General features: G+C 48.4%; 15 protein-coding genes. 3 read left to right on the forward strand and 12 right to left on the reverse strand.

What is annotated here, in order from left to right; genetic code table 11:
* The first annotated feature begins 119 nt into the window (after positions 1-119).
* Complete coding sequence (locus B0181_RS09040) at positions 120-1,913, forward strand: ABC transporter ATP-binding protein/permease (protein ID WP_078277181.1); 1,794 nt, start codon at positions 120-122, stop codon at positions 1,911-1,913.
* A 332-nt stretch (positions 1,914-2,245) separates the two neighbouring features.
* Here the strand turns inward: B0181_RS09040 and B0181_RS09045 are convergent, their stop codons facing one another.
* The 12 genes from B0181_RS09045 to B0181_RS09100 all read right to left on the reverse strand — a co-directional run bounded on the left by B0181_RS09045 (position 2,246) and on the right by B0181_RS09100 (position 15,348).
* Complete coding sequence (locus B0181_RS09045) at positions 2,246-3,154, reverse strand: D-alanine--D-alanine ligase (protein ID WP_165474530.1); 909 nt, start codon at positions 3,152-3,154, stop codon at positions 2,246-2,248.
* Positions 3,155-3,224: 70 nt separating this feature from the next.
* Positions 3,225-4,682, reverse strand: coding sequence for a UDP-N-acetylmuramate--L-alanine ligase (gene murC / locus B0181_RS09050; RefSeq protein ID WP_078277183.1), 1,458 nt, complete (start codon positions 4,680-4,682; stop codon positions 3,225-3,227).
* 146 nt (positions 4,683-4,828) lie between these two features.
* Positions 4,829-5,923: an undecaprenyldiphospho-muramoylpentapeptide beta-N-acetylglucosaminyltransferase gene (gene murG, locus B0181_RS09055; protein ID WP_078277184.1), complete on the reverse strand. Its 1,095-nt coding sequence runs from the start codon at positions 5,921-5,923 to the stop codon at positions 4,829-4,831.
* 60 nt (positions 5,924-5,983) lie between these two features.
* The gene (locus B0181_RS09060) at positions 5,984-6,709 is read right to left on the reverse strand and encodes a Fic family protein (RefSeq protein ID WP_078277210.1); all 726 of its coding nucleotides are present in this window, start codon (positions 6,707-6,709) and stop codon (positions 5,984-5,986) included.
* 22 nt (positions 6,710-6,731) lie between these two features.
* Entirely contained in the window at positions 6,732-7,688 is a 957-nt protein-coding gene (gene gshB / locus B0181_RS09065) for a glutathione synthase (protein WP_078277185.1), read from the reverse strand.
* Positions 7,689-7,692: 4 nt separating this feature from the next.
* Positions 7,693-8,337, reverse strand: a complete 645-nt coding sequence (gene pyrE / locus B0181_RS09070; RefSeq protein WP_078277186.1) for an orotate phosphoribosyltransferase — start codon at positions 8,335-8,337, stop codon at positions 7,693-7,695.
* Between the two features lie 411 nt (positions 8,338-8,748).
* Complete coding sequence (locus B0181_RS09075; RefSeq protein WP_342769695.1) at positions 8,749-10,203, reverse strand: alanine/glycine:cation symporter family protein; 1,455 nt, start codon at positions 10,201-10,203, stop codon at positions 8,749-8,751.
* 465 nt (positions 10,204-10,668) lie between these two features.
* On the reverse strand, positions 10,669-11,334 hold the full coding sequence (locus B0181_RS09080; RefSeq protein ID WP_158078960.1) for a pilus assembly protein PilP: 666 nt from the start codon (positions 11,332-11,334) through the stop codon (positions 10,669-10,671).
* A gap of 54 nt (positions 11,335-11,388) precedes the next feature.
* The gene (locus tag B0181_RS09085; protein ID WP_078277188.1) at positions 11,389-12,090 is read right to left on the reverse strand and encodes a type IV pilus inner membrane component PilO; all 702 of its coding nucleotides are present in this window, start codon (positions 12,088-12,090) and stop codon (positions 11,389-11,391) included.
* Positions 12,087-12,812, reverse strand: coding sequence for a PilN domain-containing protein (locus B0181_RS09090; RefSeq protein WP_078277189.1), 726 nt, complete (start codon positions 12,810-12,812; stop codon positions 12,087-12,089). The genes B0181_RS09085 and B0181_RS09090 overlap by 4 nt, the downstream gene beginning before the upstream one ends.
* The gene (gene pilM / locus B0181_RS09095) at positions 12,802-14,541 is read right to left on the reverse strand and encodes a pilus assembly protein PilM (protein WP_078277190.1); all 1,740 of its coding nucleotides are present in this window, start codon (positions 14,539-14,541) and stop codon (positions 12,802-12,804) included. Before pilM ends, B0181_RS09090 begins: the two co-directional genes overlap by 11 nt.
* Positions 14,542-14,655: 114 nt before the next feature.
* Complete coding sequence (locus B0181_RS09100) at positions 14,656-15,348, reverse strand: TetR/AcrR family transcriptional regulator (RefSeq protein ID WP_078277191.1); 693 nt, start codon at positions 15,346-15,348, stop codon at positions 14,656-14,658.
* 314 nt (positions 15,349-15,662) lie between these two features.
* Here B0181_RS09100 and B0181_RS09105 point away from each other — a divergent pair, with 314 nt between their 5' ends.
* Both B0181_RS09105 and B0181_RS09110 read left to right on the forward strand, forming a co-directional pair.
* A complete protein-coding gene (locus tag B0181_RS09105; protein ID WP_078277192.1) occupies positions 15,663-16,532 on the forward strand; it encodes a glycerophosphodiester phosphodiesterase in 870 nt (289 codons plus the stop codon).
* Between the two features lie 485 nt (positions 16,533-17,017).
* Positions 17,018-18,202: an acyl-CoA desaturase gene (locus B0181_RS09110; protein ID WP_078277193.1), complete on the forward strand. Its 1,185-nt coding sequence runs from the start codon at positions 17,018-17,020 to the stop codon at positions 18,200-18,202.
* Positions 18,203-18,324 lie beyond the last annotated feature (122 nt).

The following is an 18,324-nucleotide window of genomic DNA, read 5'->3' on the forward strand; positions in this document are numbered from 1 at the left end:
AAACCATTCACCCTTTCTTGCCACGCTTGCCGACATTCTTATTGCAAAGTTTTCTCATTTGATGATTTTTTCCACTGCAAATGTGCTAAAATACAGCACCTTTGTTATTGAGATTTTGTATGGATTGGTCAGCAGAAATCGTTGCATCCCTTTGGTGGATTTTAAAATGCCTTGCCATCACCGCCGTGGTCTTTGGCGCAGCCATGTTTGCCCTCATCAAAAGCACCACTTGGGGGCAGCAGTTTTGGTCAATGGCGGCTGGGTTTTTGTCGCCAAAACGCAGCATCAAACCGTTGTTATTTTTCGTTTTTATCGTAACGTTAACACTGCTGGAAGTGCGCATTAGCCTAATTCATTCAAATTGGTATAATGCCATGTACGCGTCTTTGGAAGCCTTTGACCAGCAGGTTTTTTGGCAGCAAATGCTGATTTTTTGCTTCATCGCAGCGGCGGCAGTTACCAATGCGCTTTTGACCTATTATGCTGAGCAGCGTTTTAGCATTAACTGGATTGAATGGCTGAATAAAAATCTTTTGGATAAGTGGCTTGCCAACCGCGCCTACTACAAAACTCAGCAAATTTTCAACGAAGTGGACAACCCCGACCAGCGCATTCAGCAAGACGTACAAGCCTATGTGCGCACGTCTTTATCGCTTGCCACTGGCGTGATTAGCGCGGTAACGTCCATCATTTCGTTCACGCTGCTTTTGTGGACGCTGTCTGGGCCGATGACGCTTTTGGGCGTGGAAATTCCGCACATGATGGTGTTTTTGGTCTTTATTTATGTGCTTTTTGCCACCGTGATTGCGTTTTGGCTGGGTCGTCCGCTGATTAACCTAAATTTCGCCAACGAAAAACTCAACGCCAACTACCGCTATTCCCTAATTCGTGTCAAGGAATATGCCGAAAGCATCGCTTTTTATGCAGGCGAAAAGGCGGAGAAAAACCTTTTGTACCGCCAGTTCAATCACGTCATCGGCAATATGTGGGCGATTGTGTTTCGTACGCTCAAATTTTCAGGGTTCAACTTAATCATCACGCAAATTTCGGTGGTGTTTCCGCTGATTATCCAAGTGGGACGCTATTTTAACAAGCAAATCAATCTGGGCGATTTGATGCAAACCATGCAAGTTTTTAGTCGTTTGCATGGCAATTTGTCCTATTTTCGTAACGTTTACGACACCTTTGCCGAATATCAAGCCACGCTCAACCGCCTGACAGGCTTTGAAAACGCCATCAAACAAAGCGCTGCCGCAAACGTTACGCAAGTACGCCATCATGACAGCGATGTGATTTTTCATGACTTAACCGTCAAATCCCCTGCTGGCAAAACGCTGATTAGCAATCTAAATCTCACCCTACCCCAAGGCAGCCGCCTGCTGATTCAAGGCAAATCAGGACTTGGTAAGACCACGCTGCTGCGCACGGCGGCAGGTCTTTGGTCGTATTCTGATGGTGCGATTTCTCGCCCTGATGATGCGCTGTTTTTATCACAAAAACCGTATTTGCCGCAAGGTCGGCTGTCTGATGCACTGTATTATCCGCAAATCGCGCCAGATGAAAATGACGCTGCCGCCACAAAGCAGGCGCAGGATTTGCTTGAGCGTGTGCAGCTTGGGCATTTGGCGGCACGCCTGCATGAGCCGAACGATTGGACTCGTGTGCTGTCCTTGGGTGAGCAGCAGCGTCTGGCATTTGCGCGGCTTTTGCTGCACCGCCCTACGGTGGCGTTTTTGGACGAAGCCAGCGCGAGCCTTGATGAAGGCTTGGAAGATGCGATGTATCGCTTGCTTGCGGACGCTTTGCCAAACACCACCATCATCAGCGTGGGACACCGCTCCACTTTGCTTGCGCACCACGAAATACGCCTAGAAATCCTAGAAGGACAACAATGGCAAGTGCAAAAGGTGTGATGGACTAAATCGCAAGTTTTGAATAAAAGAAAACCCTGATATTGGTTATTCAGGAATCATAGCCCGAGCCGTATCAGGGTTTTTCAAAGGCAGTGTGGCAAATTAAGGTGTGGTGGTCAAATTTGTAAGTCTTAAAATCGGTTTTATGAAGTTCGTAAGTTGGGTTAGCGGTAGCATAACCCAATGTTTTTTTAAGCGAATTTTAGATGTTGGGTTTTCGCTTTACTCACCCAACTTACTGGCTACAACCCAAAACCACCATTCAATCCAAAGCCGCAACCCGCCCCAAAACAAAAAACCAAGCCATCACAGCTTGGTTTTTTATCCAAAATTTACAGCGTTTGCGCCAAGATTTTTAAGCACAAATCGGCAAATTCCACGCCTTTGACTTTAGCTGCCATCGGCACAAGGCTGTGATCGGTCATGCCCGGCACGGTGTTTAGCTCCAGCAAATACAGCTTGCCGTTTTCGTCTTTTAGAAAATCCACACGCGCCCAGCCCTTGCCGTCTACCGCCGCAAAGGCACGCTTGGCGATGGCGTGCATTTCTTGCTCTTGCTCAGCGGTCAAATCCGATGGGCATTGATAAGTGGTGTCATCACGCAGGTATTTGGCTTCATAATCGTAAAATTTACCCTTAGGAATGATACGAATGCTCGGCAAGGCTTCATCGCCCAAAATCGCACACGCATACTCACCGCCAGTGATGGCTTTTTCTGCCAAAATCTCACCGTGGTACTGCTTAAGCGTCGGATAGGCTTTCGCCAAATCGCCAGCGTTTTCAATCATCATCACGCCCACGCTTGAGCCTTCTGCTGCTGGCTTGGCAAACAGCGGCAAGCCAAATTCACGCTCCACCGCATCAAAATCAGTGTCGTCATGCAGCACCACATAAGGCACGTTTGGCAGATTTAATCCTTGCCAAATCAAGCGGTTACGAAATTTATCCATCGCAATGGCGCTCGCCAACACGCCGCAGCCCGTATAAGGCACGCCAAAACCGTCCAGCACGCCTTGCAAGCTGCCATCTTCACCAAATGTGCCGTGCAAGACGTTGAACACACGGTCAAACTCACGCAATTTGCTGATGTCGGTCTCTTTTGGGTCAAAATGATGTGCGTCCACACCCTTTGAAAGCAAGGCTTCTAGCACCGCTTTGCCGCTGTTTAGCGAAACTTCACGCTCGCTGCTAAAGCCGCCACACACCACGGCAACTTTGCCAAAATTTTTTACATCTGTCATAATTTTTCTCAATTAAATCAATGTGTTAATAAAATCATACGCTGATAAATCACGCCATTAGCGAATCAAATCAGCCCAAATACAAATTGTTATCTCTTAAATCAAGGCAGATTTGCCCCACGTTGCCTGCGCCTTGGGTGATGAGCAAATCGCCTGCTTTTAGTACACGCTGCATGGTTGGCGCAAGGTCGTCTTTATCCACCAAAGTCGGCTCAACTTGCCCACGCAAACGAATACTGCGTGCCAATGCCTTGGTATCTGCGCCCACGATTGGCGCTTCACCTGCGGCATACACATCAAGCAAAAGCAACTCGTCCACCTGCGACAATACGTCCACAAAATCATCAAAACAATCACGCGTACGGCTGTAGCGGTGCGGCTGGAACATCATCACCAAGCGGCGCTCAGGGTAGCTTTGGCGTGCGGCTTTCACGGTTGCCAGCACTTCGGTTGGGTGGTGTCCGTAGTCGTCAATCAATAGCACATCACCGCCTTCAAGCGCCACTTGCGCCTGCTTCTCAAAGCGTCTGCCCACGCCTGCAAATTTCTCAAGCGCACGGATAATCGCCCCATCGTCCACGCCTTCATCGGTAGCAAGCGTGATTGCCGCCAGCGCATTGTACACGTTATGCTCGCCGGGGATATTGAGTGTCAGACGCAGCGGTTCACGATCTTTTCTAAGTACGGTAAAGTGCGTTTTTGTGCCTTCTACTTGCAAATCCACCGCGCGCACGTCATTATGCTCTTTTAGACCAAAAGTCAGCACAGGGCGTGCCACGTCATCAATCATGCCATGCAACACGTCATCATCGCCGCACATCACTGCTAAGCCATAAAACGGCATATTTTGTAAAAACTGAATGTAGGCTTGCTTTAATTTTTCAAAGCTGCCTTCATAGGTGTCCATGTGGTCTTCGTCAATGTTGGTAACGATTGCTGCCATCGGACGCAATGACAAAAACGATGCGTCTGATTCGTCAGCTTCTGCCACCAAATAGCGTGATTGCCCAAGCGCTGCGTTCTTGCCAGAAGCGTTGAGCTTGCCGCCGATGACGTAAGTCGGATCAAGTCCAGCTTCGGTCAGCATCATGGTCAGAAGGCTTGTGGTCGTGGTCTTGCCGTGCGCCCCTGCCACCGCAATGCTATGACGATAACGCATCAGCTCACCCAGCATATCCGCGCGGCGCACCACAGGCAAGCGTGCTTGTAGTGCAGCTTGTATTTCTGGGTTGGTTTTGTCAATGGCGGACGACACCACCACCACGTCAGCGTTTTTGATGTTGGCAGAATCATGACCGATAAACACTTCTACGCCAAGGCTGACCAGACGCTTAGTTACTGCGCTTTCTTTGATGTCTGAACCAGTTACTGCATAGCCTTGGTTGGCAAGCACTTCAGCAATGCCGCACATACCAGCACCGCCAATCCCCACAAAGTGAATCGTGCTGATGCGGCGCATTTCAGGGATTTCAATCAAGCGTGTTGGCGGTGTTTTTTGTTTTGCGGTCAAATCATGAGCGTTTTGCATGGTAAGTTTTCCTAAACTATTTTATCAATAAATCATTTTTACTGAAATGATTTATCCCAGTTTTTAATCTTGTTATTGGCTGTATTGGCAAATTTTAACGATGACGATTTAATCTTTACCAAATCAATCGTCATTTTGAATCGCCATCAAATCGTTTGCGCCACGATGTCCGCCACCGTCTTAGCAACGTGCGGCTTAGCCTTCGTGCGTGCGATTTGCGCCATTTTTAGGCATTGGCTGCGATCAAGCGCGGCAAGCGTTTGCGCAAGTTTTTCGCCAGACAGCTCGCTTTGTGGCAATAAAATCGCCGCGCCGATGTCGGTCAAGGTCTTGGCGTTGGCGGTTTGGTGGTCGTCCACAGCGTGCGGCAATGGCACAAAAATCGCAGGCACGCCCACGCTTTGGATTTCTGTTACCGTCAAAGCACCCGCTCGGCAAATCACCACGTCTGCCCAGTTCAGTGCCGCTGCCACATCATCAATAAACGGCAAAAGCTCCACCGTGTGTTTTGCGGTGTCAATGCCTGCTTGCGAATACGCCACCAGCATGTCTTGGTGATTTGCCTTGCCGCACTGATGGCGCACCGACAGCGGCTGAGCGCTAGATTTTAAAAGCTCAACCACCGCATTATTGATGGCTTGCGCGCCCAAAGAACCGCCCATCACCAGCACTTTTAAAGGCGATGTGTCGTCCGTACGATAACGCTCTGCTGGCAAAGGCGCATTTTCAATGTCGGCACGCACAGGATTGCCAACCGTTACAAGCCTACTACCAAGCGAGCTTGCCATAAAATCAAACGCCCCATCAAAGGCTTGCAGCACTTTATCGGCTTGACGTGCCAGATTTTTATTACTCATGCCGACAATGGCATTTTGCTCGTGAATGATGAGCGGCACTTTACACAGCTTTGCCGCAAGTCCGCCCGGCGCCGTTACATAACCGCCAAAGCCCACCACCGCATCAATGCGCTCATTTTTAATGACTGCGCGCGCCGCCAGCACCGCACGAAACAGCATGACGGGCAATTTAAGCAATCTTGCCACGCCATTACCACGCAAACCTTTCATGTCAATGGCATGAAAAGTGTAGCCGTGCTTTGCCACCAGCTCATTTTCCATGCCGTTTGGCGTACCAAGCCAGTGAATTTTCGCGCCACGAGCCGCCAGCTCATCTGCCACCGCCAGCGCAGGAAAAACGTGTCCGCCTGTGCCTGCTGCCATCATTAGAATATTTGTTTGCATGGTTGTTCCAAGGTTTATAATACGTTTAAATTAAAATTTGTCGCTCTAAAATGCTTATCATTACAGACCCAATGTCTTGCCATACCACTCAAAGGCTTGCATTTGGCTGTCAATCACAAACTGTACAAACGGCATTTCATCGCCATTTGCCCAGCTGTCCAATGCCTGATAATACGCCAAACGGCTTTCCACAGTAATCACCGATGGCAAAAATCCTGCTTTCATCAATTCCAAATTCATCAAAAGCCGCGCTGTTCTACCATTGCCATCAATAAAAGGATGAATGATGACAAAATCTGCGTGCAATTTAGCAGCCTTGTACACAGGGTGCAAATCAGCTTGATGATGCCACGCAATCAATGCCAGCATTTTCTCGTCAAGCAATACAGAGCTTGGCGGCTTGTGGCTCGCACCACTAATCAGCACATCAACCGCACGGTAACGACCCGCATTCTTATCATCAATGCCTTTTAAAATTAGCTGATGAATGTTTTTGATTTGCCATTCGCTAAAAGGCTCATGATTTGCCACCACGTCAAGCAAATATAAAATTGCTTCTTTGTGATTGATACATTCCAAATGCTCTGTCAGCGCCTTGCCGCCCACCGTAATGCCATGCTCTAGCACCACTTTGGTTTCAAACAGACTGAGTGTATTGCCTTCAATCGCATTAGAATGATACGTCCAGCGCACCATCAAATCATTTTGCACGCTTGCCAACACCGCAGGGTCAAACGGCCTTAAGCAATCCAATCGCCCCTTAAGTGCATCAAGTTCGGCAAACAGCAAATCACTTGGCTTATGACTATTATGACTGGGCAAGTAAACTCTCCACAAACCCAATAAAATCTACCGCGATTTGCGTACCGAATTGGTCGTCAATCTCACGCACGCACGTTGGGCTGGTAACGTTGATTTCGGTGATTTTTGCACCAATCAAATCCAAGCCCACAAAATACAAACCTTTTTCTAGCAAAATCGGCGCAACTTTCTCGGCCACAGCACGCTCGGCATCGCTTAGTGGCATTGCCACACCACGGCCGCCAGCCGCCAAATTGCCGCGCGTCTCACCGCCTTGCGGAATGCGCGCCAAACAATACGGCACCACCTGCCCACCCACAATCAGCACACGCTTATCACCTTCTTTAATCGCTGGCAAATATTTTTGTGCCATAATGGGCAGCGTCTGCATTTGCGTGAGCATTTCTAGCGTTGAGCCGATGTTTGGGCTGTCCGCCGTTAAGCGGAAAATCCCCATGCCGCCCATGCCATCAAGCGGCTTGACAATCACATCGCCGTGCTGCTTGATGAACTCACGAATGTGCGCTTGCTTGGCGGTAACGATGGTCTCGCTCATCTCTTCGCTAAACCAAGTGGCAAACAGCTTTTCATTGCAATCGCGAATGGACGATGGATCATTCACCACCAGCACGCCAGCAGCTTTCGCCTTATCCAAAAGATAAGTGGCGTAAATGAAATTCATGTCAAATGGCGGATCTTTGCGCATCAAAATCACGTCAAATTCAGTAACTTTGACGGTACTTTTCTCGCCCAATTCATAAAATTTCTCAGGATTTTTAAAAACTTCCACAGGCTGACTGTCCACATACAGCTCGCCTAAGTTTAGCCACAAATCATGAATGCCGCAATAATACAAGCCATGCCCACGCTCACGAATCGCCCACATCATCGCAAGGGTTGAGTCTTTTTTGTAATTGATGGTGGCAATGTCGTCCATCACGACCAAAAAGTTGAGTTTTTTCATTGATTTATACTCCATAAGTCGCACGGTATGCCATCATGCGCTCCAGCACATCTGTCTCGCCTTTGGCTTGTAAAAATGCGATAATGTCGTCAATATCCACCAAAGAATGCACAGGCACGCCAAAATCTTCGGTGATTTGCTGTACCGCACTGCGCTCATCTTGCCCTTTTTCTTTACGGTCAAGCGCAATCACAATGCCAGCAAGGTTTGCGCCTGCGTCTTTTAAAATCTGCACCACTTCACGGATTGCCGTGCCTGCGGTCATCACATCGTCAATCACCCACACCGATTTGCCTTGCAAACTTGCGCCCACCAGATTACCGCCTTCGCCATGCGTTTTGGCTTCTTTACGATTATAGCCCCACTCGGTGTTCACGCCGTGATTGCGCCACAAGGTTTGTGCCGTTGCCGCCACAAAAGGAATGCCTTTGTACGCCGCGCCAAAAATGCTTGGACGCTCGCCCAATTTATCCGCCAGCACATCAGCATAACCGCACGCCAGCATATCCAGCGCTTGACCGCTTGATAATAATCCAGCATTAAAAAAGTACGGACTGACACGCCCTGATTTTAGCGTGAATTCGCCAAATTTTAGCACTTGATAATCCAAAAGTAGCTGGATAAACGCATTTTTGTCAAAAGCTGCCATAAGTCGCACCGTTATTCTTGGGTTGAAATTCTTAGGTTAAGTAAATTTGTGAAAAATCAAATATGACGAATCAAATCACGCTGGCAAATCAAACGCTCAAGATTTGCCAGTTGTCATAAATACTTCATATTTTACACCTTTTGGCGATAAATTTCTTGGGGAATTTTGCCGTTTTGTGCATTTATTCGCACATTTACAGCCGCTTATAAAGACACTTTACAACCAAGCAATATTTGCGAAATATTTTTCAATCACGGGCAAGTTTTTATTAAGAAACACTCCCAAAATTGGCAGTAACTTCACCACACTTCACGCCCAGATTTGTAATAAAGTTCGCAAAAATTGGCAATAAAAAAAGACCCGATGATAACATCGGATCTTTGTACTTAAATTATTAAGCTAAGCAGCCCATCAACGCCAAATGTCAGATTTCACTTTGGCTTGCATTTGTGGGTGATTTTCCAGCTTAAATTCAGGCTCGGCAACGCCTGCGCGGATTTGCGATTGGTAGTCTTTGACCAGTGCAAAAACGTATTTTGACAAAAGCACAATGGCAATTAAGTTAATAAACGCCATCGTTCCCATCGTCAAATCGCCCATGTCCCACACGACCGCCACTTTAGTTACCGCACCAAAATACACAAACGCCAAAACCAGCACACGAAACAGCGTCAAAACGATTTCGTTGTTTTTCAAAAACTGCATATTTGACTCAGCATAAGCGTAATTGCCGATGATGGTAGAAAACGCAAACACAAACAACAAACCTGCCAAGAAATACTGACCCCAGCCGCCAACGTGCTGCTCTAGCGCCGCTTGGGTGAGCTGCACGCCTGTCAAATCGCCTGCGTTTTCTGGCATGGTGGCAAGCAAAATCACGAAAGCCGTACAAGAACACACAATCAGCGTATCCACAAACACGCCCAGCATCTGAATCGTGCCTTGCTCCACAGGGTGCTTCACGCTGGCTGCTGCCGCTGCGTTTGGCGCAGAACCTTGACCTGCTTCGTTTGAATACAAGCCACGCTTAATGCCCTGCATCATCGCCGCTGACACCATAGAGCCAAACAAGCCGCCGCCTGCCGCTTCAAAGGTGAACGCCTTGGTGAAAATCAAGCCAATCACCGCTGGCACTTCGGTGATGTTTAGCACAATGACAAATGCCGCCACCGCAAGATAAATCATCGCCATAAACGGCACAATCATCTCGGCAATCTTTGACACACGCTGAATACCACCAAAAATAATAGGCGCAGTCAAAATCACCAGCATCGCACCGACAACGTGCTTATAAATCTGCCAATCGCCTTGGCACGCATCATTTTCTGACACGCAGCCCATCGCTGATTGTAGCGATTGAGTGATGGTATTTGATTGAATCGATTGATATACAAAGCCAAAACACACAATCAGCGCAATGGCAAATACCACGCCCAGCCATTTTTGCCCAAGACCTTGCTCAATATAATACGCAGGGCCGCCACGAAAACGCCCTGTCAAAGGGTCGCGGATTTTAAACAGCTGCGCAAGGCTAGATTCTGCCAATGCCGAACACATACCAATCAAAGCAATCAGCCACATCCAAAACACCGCACCAGCACCGCCAAGACTGATGGCAATCGCCACGCCTGCCACGTTACCCACGCCCACACGGCTGGCAAGTCCCGTTACAAACGCCTGAAATGCCGAAATGCCGTCATCTGCATTATGTCCAGAGCGGCTGGTTAGCATGGTTTTCACACTTCTGCCAAACAGACGAAACTGCGCAAAACCAGAAATCAGTGTAAAAAATAAGCCGATCGCAATCAGCATCCAAATCAAAATATCCCAAAGTGGTGTGTTAATCGTATTCACCACACAGTGCAAGCCTTAGGTAAAACTTGGCTTGGCTGCACAAGAAATCAGATTTTCGTACATAATTCTCAACCTTCACCCATCACAAACCGCTGGGCAACAAAAGTACACATTTACAGCCAAAGCTGCAATCGGCGCGTATTATACGGCATTTGCGTCTTTTTTCTCCATAAAATTTGAAAATTGGTGGATTTTTGTTCAAAATTTCCACGATTGTTATAGATTGTAATGTGGCAGTGAATTGAATGATGATGAATTAAAATTGGGTTTTACTGGGATTGAAAATGAATTTTGGTGGGATTAAAATTAAATTTTGGCAAGATTGTAAATTAAATTTTTGGCAAGATTATGGGTTGGGTTTTAGTAAGAATATAAGCTGGGTTTTAGCAATGTTCGTAAGTTGGATTGGCGATATTTGTAAGTCGGGTTAGCAAAACGCAACCCAACATTTCACACAACAAACCCCATTTCAAACCATCAAGGCGAAAACCCCAAATATGCCGCAACTTGATAATATTGCCCATCTGGCGCTTGCACAAGCTTGCTTAGCGTGATTTTCTCGCCATCAATGTGCTGCACGCGTCCGTGATTACGCCCCAAATATTGCCCAACTTTCACAGGGTGTGCCGTGCCATCAGGCGCAGCGACAATGGCGGTCAGCGCCCCACGCTCGCTCAAAATCCCACGATACCGCAAACTCGCCAACTCATAACGCTCCAAAGGCTCAAGCGTGCGTGGCGCAGGCGGTGGCACTGGCTTGCCAAGCGGTGGCGGTGGCGCAGGCAAAACGCTGGTGGTGGTTGGCGGTGTGCCATTTGGCGAACTTGGCAATGTCTCACTGGGCGCAGGACGCACTAAGCCAGACGCAAACGGATTTTTCGCCCCCAAATCAGGCATGACTGGCGCACTGACAGCTGGCATAGGCATGATGGTAGGCTTAGCAGGCAGCAGCGACACATCGGCAAGTTTTTGCTCGGCAGCTTGCAGCGCCTGCTCATGCGTACTGTCCGCACAGCCCGCCACACCAAGCACAAACGCCAGCGCACCAATTTTTAGGCTTGTTATCGTGCGCTCTTTTAAAACCTGTGGCTTGATTGATAAATTGGCACGCATTGTCGTTCCTTGATTGTTAAAATTTTCCATCGCATTCGCCATCAAAACCGCTATTAAAACCACCGCCAAAACCGCCATCAACATTCACGACTGCACCACTTTGTCAGCCGCTCCATCTGCTGTCTTGTCGTCCGCATTCACCGTTTTGGCGCGATAAGCGTGCAGCGTCAAGGTAAGTTTTAGCATAGGCGTGGCGTAAATTTCAGCTTGATTGGCAAGCGTAAAATCATCAAGCGTTACCAGCTGCGGCAACTCGGACAACGCACGCAGCAGCCGTACCACTTGCCCGTATTCGCCTTCCACCGTCAAGCGCACAGGCTGCATGACGTACAGCGTCTGCTCGCTTGTGCTGCCCACCGCCACATCAATGATACGCACGCCTGCACTTACTGCCGCCAGATGGATTTCTTGGGTCAGCTGGGCGGTGTGGGTGCGCTCTGGCAACTGAGCGGTAAGCGTAGCAAATTGCGCCTGCTGTTCGGCAAATTGCGATTTGACAAAGGGTAAAGTGCGCGCTTTCGTAAACGCACTGGCGTAATTGTCCAGCAAAATCTGCTCTTCGTGCCCAAGCGCCGCCGTATCACTGCGCACAGGTGCAATGGCAAACGCCCACGCTGCCGCCAAAATCACGCACGCCATCAAAATAAGCACCAATGCCTGCACCCACCAAGGCGCATCACCAATATTTTCACGGTTGATGGCGTTTAGCATTTGCCACGTTTGCGCCATACTCATACGTGGCTTGTGCGGCTTATGTTTAGCAGTTTTACTTTTGGCGAACATCATGGCGACACCTGCGTTGTGCTAATCGGTTTGGCTAGATTGACGGTATCAATGGCGCTGTCTTGATTAGATAAATTTTGGCTTGAGTTTGGGTTGTCGGTTTGGCTGTCGCTCGGATTGACGCTGTCAGTTTTACTACTCGTTGCGCCATCAATTTGAGCATCAGCTTGACTATCAGCTGGATTGTCAAACTGCGCCACATCAACCACAGCCGTGATGTTAAACTGCTTAAGCCCATCGCTGGCATCGGTCAGCGCCACCACCATCACGTCTCGCACCGCCTGCGCATCCAGCTGCTTGGCAAATTGCGATACGCCATCGCTGCTGCGTGCAAAACCCGTCAAAACCAGCCTTTCGCCTGTGCGCTCCACACTGCGGATAAACACACCGTTTGGCAAGGCTTGATTAATGTGCGCCAAAATCCGCCCCATCTGCACACGTCCGCCTTGCAGCTCATTGATTGTCTGCACTTTTTCCATCAACTCGCTGCGCTGCTTTTCAATGTGAGCAAGCTCGATAAGCTCGCTTTGCAAAGACTGCGTGCGTGCATTGATGGTGTCGTTGATGTGCGTTTGGTAAATTTTTGCCTGCCAAGCGTGCCAAAATCCAGCTGCCGCAAGCAAAACACTCGCCACAAATACCAACGCAAAACACCGCCAAAAGCGCGTGTGATTGCGCATTTTTAGCGTCTGCCGCCAAGGCAAAAGGTTAATTTTAGGAATCATCGCACGCTCGCATTGCCAAACCAAATAAAGCCATCAACTGCGGTGCGTCCGCCTGCACTTGCGCACACGCCTGCATGAAATCCACGCCAGCCAAGGGATTGGCGATGAGCGTTTGCTTGCTCGTCTGCTTTGCCACGCCAGCGCATAAGCCATCAAGCGCGCGCCCACTGCCGCACAGCAACACCACGTCCACCGCCTGCTGCGCCTGCGCACAATGGGTGAGCATGGTGGCGATTTGCTGGGTCATCATCGCCACATAATCATCATCTGCTTTACTGGTGCTGGCAGTGGATTGCTCGATAGACTTATCGGTAAATTGATTGACAAAACTACGACTGCTCTGCACTGATGACGCTTGTGCACCATTTTGCAAGCGCTCCATCATGCCATCACGAGCCACATCATCAAAGGCAAGGTGTGTAAATGAGTGATTGGCGTGGTGGTTGCCATGATGACTGTCATGATGATTGCCACCGCTCGATTCATCGCCCAAACCAGCTTTATCAAGCTGCGCTGACAAAGACGTTTGGCTTGGCTCGCTTGGAATTGCGGTAGAAGTTTTGGAATTGGTCGTGGTGTCAGAAAACAGTGCCGCCCATTGGTTGTCTTGTTGCAAATCATTGACTGGACTAACTTTTGAGCCAAAATTTAAATCCTTGGCGTTAAAATCACCCAGTTCAAAATCGCTCGTTTTAAAACCATTTGCATTAAAGCCATTCTCTTTAAAATCAGTCGCTTTAAAATCAGTCGCTTTAAAATCAGTCGCTTTAAAATCACTGGTTTTAAAACCATCAGCCCATTCATTTTCTGGTGGTTTTGCGCTTGCGGTATTTACTGCGTTTTTCTCTAGGCTGTCTTGCATGAAATCGTCTTGCGCTCCACCATCTTTTGCCGAATTATTTTGCGTAAAATCGTCTTTTACAAAATCATCTTGCGTCAAATCCGTATCACCGCACAAATATTCACGGTGATACACAAAGCCAGTAAACGCCTGCTCGTAAGAAACATTCGCCAAATCCGCCACATTGGTTAAATCCGCCACATAGCACTGCGTTTTTTGCCGTCCGATGTCAATGAGCGCCACTTTCTTGCCCGCAAATCCCGCCTGCTGCGCCTGCGCCACAAATGCCTGCGCCAGCGCATATTCTGCCACGTCCACCACGTCCGTTTGCACGTCTGCATACGCCAAAGCGTGCGTACATTGCTGCACCGTCTGCGCCTTGGCAACGACAAGCAGCACCTGCTGTTCATCGGCTGGCTGTGCGCTTGCGCTCTGTGCGCTTAATGCCACAAAATCATAATTCACATCATCCAGCGCAAAAGCGATATAACGCTCAGCATCCGCGCGTATGCCGTCATCAATGTCCGCATCACGAAAATGCGCAGGAAAAGCAAGCGTGCGTGTCATCACAGCGTCAGACGGCACAAAAGTCGCCACCTTGCGCAAAGATTTTGTCGCCATCGGCAAACGTGCAAACAGCCGAGCGCACGCACGCCCAGCTGCCGCCACATCTACGATTTCACCAGAAACAATCACGTCCTTTGCCACGGCTTCGCTGTCATAATGGCGCACATACAGCGCACGCCCCACACGCTGCGCCACCAGCAGCCGCACCGCCACATCGTCAAACGCCACCGCTACCACAGCACGCTTGCCCCAACGTCCTGACAGCCGTCCTAAAGACGGTCGTCCTGCTGTTTTTATATAATCAGCAATTCGCCCAAACACCGCTTGCTCCCTTGCGCTTATCCATCATTGACAATCCTGTTAATCCTTGATTTGCAATCCTTGCTTAATAATCCTTACTTGGCAATTCCCAAAAAACCTATCCAACGTTTAAATTTAACCACTCTCAGGCAAATCAGCCAACTCAGGAATGCGCGCCAATTCTTCATCAAAGGCTTGATTTTCCAAGGCTTGCGCTTGGGCGTTGCCATCTTGGGGATACAGTTTTGGCAAATGCAGCATATGCAGCACCAAAGCGTATTTTAGCGTGTTACGACTGCCCAAATAGCGCTGATAAAAGCTGGAATTAAGCAGCCCTGCGCCGCCTTGCCCCACCGCCCAAATGTGCGACAAATAGTCTCTTGTGGTCATGCTGCTGTTTTGCTCGGCAAGATAACGCTCAGCCAAGTACGCCAGCCGTTTCATGCGCTCACGGCGCACTCGGTACAGCTCGCCAAACAGTTTATTTAGCCCTGAAGCTGTACCCGCCAGCCGCTCTTCCATGTGATTAAACAGCATGGCTCGCTGCGGCAAACGCAGCTGCTGCAGCACCATGCGCGCCACACCTGCCGACACGCCATCGTCCACAGCATTCATGGCAAACAGCCGCTGCTCATACTCAATCAAAATCCGCAAAAGCAGCTCATCTTTACTGACGAAATGCTTATACAGCGTGCCTTTTGCCAAGTCCAAATGCTGCGCCAAAGCGTCCAGCGTCAAATCGCCTTCGCCAGACTCCAAAAGCAGCTGCTCTGCGGTCTGCAAAATCTTTTTTTCTCGTAAGGCGAATTGCTGTTTTTTGTTGGTCATAAAAGTATTTCGCAAGATTTAGTCAATCAATTTAGCAAATAAGCTCGGTCATCAAATTTAGCAAACAACCCAGTCGTCAAAATCTTATCAAAGCGTCCGTACGATAGCATATTCACACCAAGCATTTATGCTACAATAGGCGAGTGAATTTGATTTGAGCAGTTTTGCCATTTTAAGTTTTTAGCATTAAAATCGCACCTGCTTGCTTTTTAATCTGCCAGCGTTTATCGCTCACGCCAGCGGTTTTGCTCTTATCAAATTGCACAAATTTTTCAAATTATAGCAAACCTTTTTTGCAAATACAGCGTTTATTTATGCCATCTTTTATGCCGCCATCAAAAACCCCATCAAAAATCCCAGCCCAAACCACCGCCACGCTTTCCAAACGCACGCACATTTTGGGTCATCGTGGCGCGCGTGGGCGGTTTTTGGAAAATTGCCAAGCGGGATTTTTATACGCCCAAAGTCTTGCTGTACCGCCTTTGACTGGCACACCATTTTGCAAAACGTTAAGCGGTGTGGAATTTGACATACAGCTCACCAAAGACGGCAAACTTGCGGTATTTCACGACCCAACGCTTGACAGATTGGCACATAAGCAAGCGCATTTGTGCGATGTGTCAAGCCACGCACTAAAAGACGTTCGGCTATTTGACGCGCGCCATCATCGCTGTGAAAAACTGCTGTTTTTGGACGAGATGCTGCCTTTGCTCGCTGGATTTTCGCACATTGAGCTTGAGATTAAAACCCACGCACGCACCCATCATCACGCCTTGATACACACTCTAGCGACCACGCTATCTCGCCCTGAATTTGCAAAGCTGCCCATTAGTCTGACAAGTTTTGATGTGCGCCTGCACGGTTTATTACACCATCATCATGCACTGCAACGCTTTGCGCGCGGCCTGCTGATTGAGCCGCCCATCAAACACAGCGCACACGAACTCATCACCCTTGCTGCACGGCTTGGCTGCGCACGCTTGGGGCTGCATTTTTCACTCATTGACGATGAAATCACCGCCCTTGCCAAGCGCCACCGCCTGCCCATCAGCGCATGGACGGTGAACGATACCAAAGAAGCGGTACGCCTGATGGCGCTTGGCATTGACACCATCATCAGCGATGTGCCAGACGTCATGCTTGCGCTTGGTAGCACACCTTCTCATTCATGCCAAATTCTTTGAGTTTTGGCAACTTTCATCACTTTTAGCGATACCAACCAACAAGGCTTGAACACGCTGTCAATTTTTGTTACATTGACAGAACGTTTTTGTCTTTGCGAAATCCGTGCAATTTTTTAGGCAGACTTGGAATGATTTTTTAAGCCGTGCAACCATAAAATAAACACACGTTTACCAAAATACGCTGGCAACATCGCAAGGTTTTATCAACTTTTTAAGATAAGCGCAAATAAATCATTGAGCTTGACCGCCAAACACACAGCCAAAAAATTAGCGTAAAGCCACGAAAATAAACGCACTTTAGGCAATAAACCCGTATTTTTATCACACTGTCAGATGATTTAAGTAAATTTATTAAATACATTTGGCGCAAAAAATTTACAATTTAATCCGTGAATAATTGTTCACTTTTTTAACGTTTTAGGCTACAATAGTACCGATTTATCAAGCCAGTTTTGGCTATTTACCATCTACACACGAGAATTGTTATGAGTGTTGAGAGAAATCCTGAAGCCTTTGAAAACGCACCCATCAACTGGGTTCCTGCCATTGTGCTGCTGTCCACGCCGCTTTTGGCATTGGTGCTAGTGCCTTGGTATCTGTGGTCGCATGGTGCAAATCCTGCCACTTGGACAGCTTTTGCCATTTTTATGGCGTGGACTGGTCTTTCCATCACCGCAGGCTATCACCGCCTATGGTCGCATAAAGCCTATGACGCACACCCTGTTGTCAAATACGTCTTGCTTTTTGGCGCAACGCTTGCCGTGCAAAGCTCTGTCTTTGACTGGTGTTCTGGACACCGCTCACACCATCGCCACGTTGATGATGAATATGACGATCCGTACTCATCACGTCGTGGTTTTTGGTTCAGCCATATGCAGTGGATGCTGCGTAAATTCCCAAGCGGTCAATACGATTACAAAAACATTCCCGACCTTAAAAAAGACAAGCTGCTCACTTTCCAGCACAATCACTACGGCTTGTGTGTCGTTGCCAGTAATGCCATCGCACTGACGATTGTCGGATTCATCACTGGCGATATGCTGGGCGCATTCATCATCGTGGGCTTATTGCGCCTTGTTTTGACGCACCATTTCACCTTTTTTATCAATTCTTTGTGCCATATGTTTGGCTCGCGTCCTTATACCGATGAAAACACCGCGCGCGACAACCCAATTTTGGCGATTTTCACTTGGGGTGAAGGTTATCACAACTACCACCACTACTTCCAATACGACTATCGCAATGGCGTAAAATGGTGGCAATACGACCCAACCAAATGGTTCATTTTGGGCTTATCTAAAATCGGACTTGCCAAAGACCTAAAACGTGTGGACGGTTTGACTATCAAACACGCCGAAGTCATCATGCAATTTAAGCGCGCCCAAGCACGCATTGATGGTGGCGAGATGAGCCTAGACGAGCGCTTAGCCGCCTTTAAAGAACGCATCAGCGCCGAATATGAAGCCTTTAGCCAAACGGTGGAAGAATGGCACACACTCAAGGCAAAATCCGTAGAACTAAAACGCACCGAATTTGCCAATCGCCTACACGAAGCGGACGAGCGTCTAAAAGAGCAATTCTCTCTAGTAGAAGCCAAAATCCGTGAACACAGTGAGCGCATTGAGCTGGCTTATGCCCACCTAAAAGGCAAAGCAGCCACTGCCAAATAACGCATTTTGTAGTTTCTCCAAGCCCTTTGCACGCTTTCGCAAAGGGTTTTTCTTATATCAAACTTGCGCCAAATATTTGAATTTGCACCAAATTTATGCCAAGCCTTGTCAGCAAGTGCAAA

The organism is Moraxella caviae (assembly GCF_002014985.1).
Taxonomy (GTDB): domain Bacteria; phylum Pseudomonadota; class Gammaproteobacteria; order Pseudomonadales; family Moraxellaceae; genus Moraxella; species Moraxella caviae.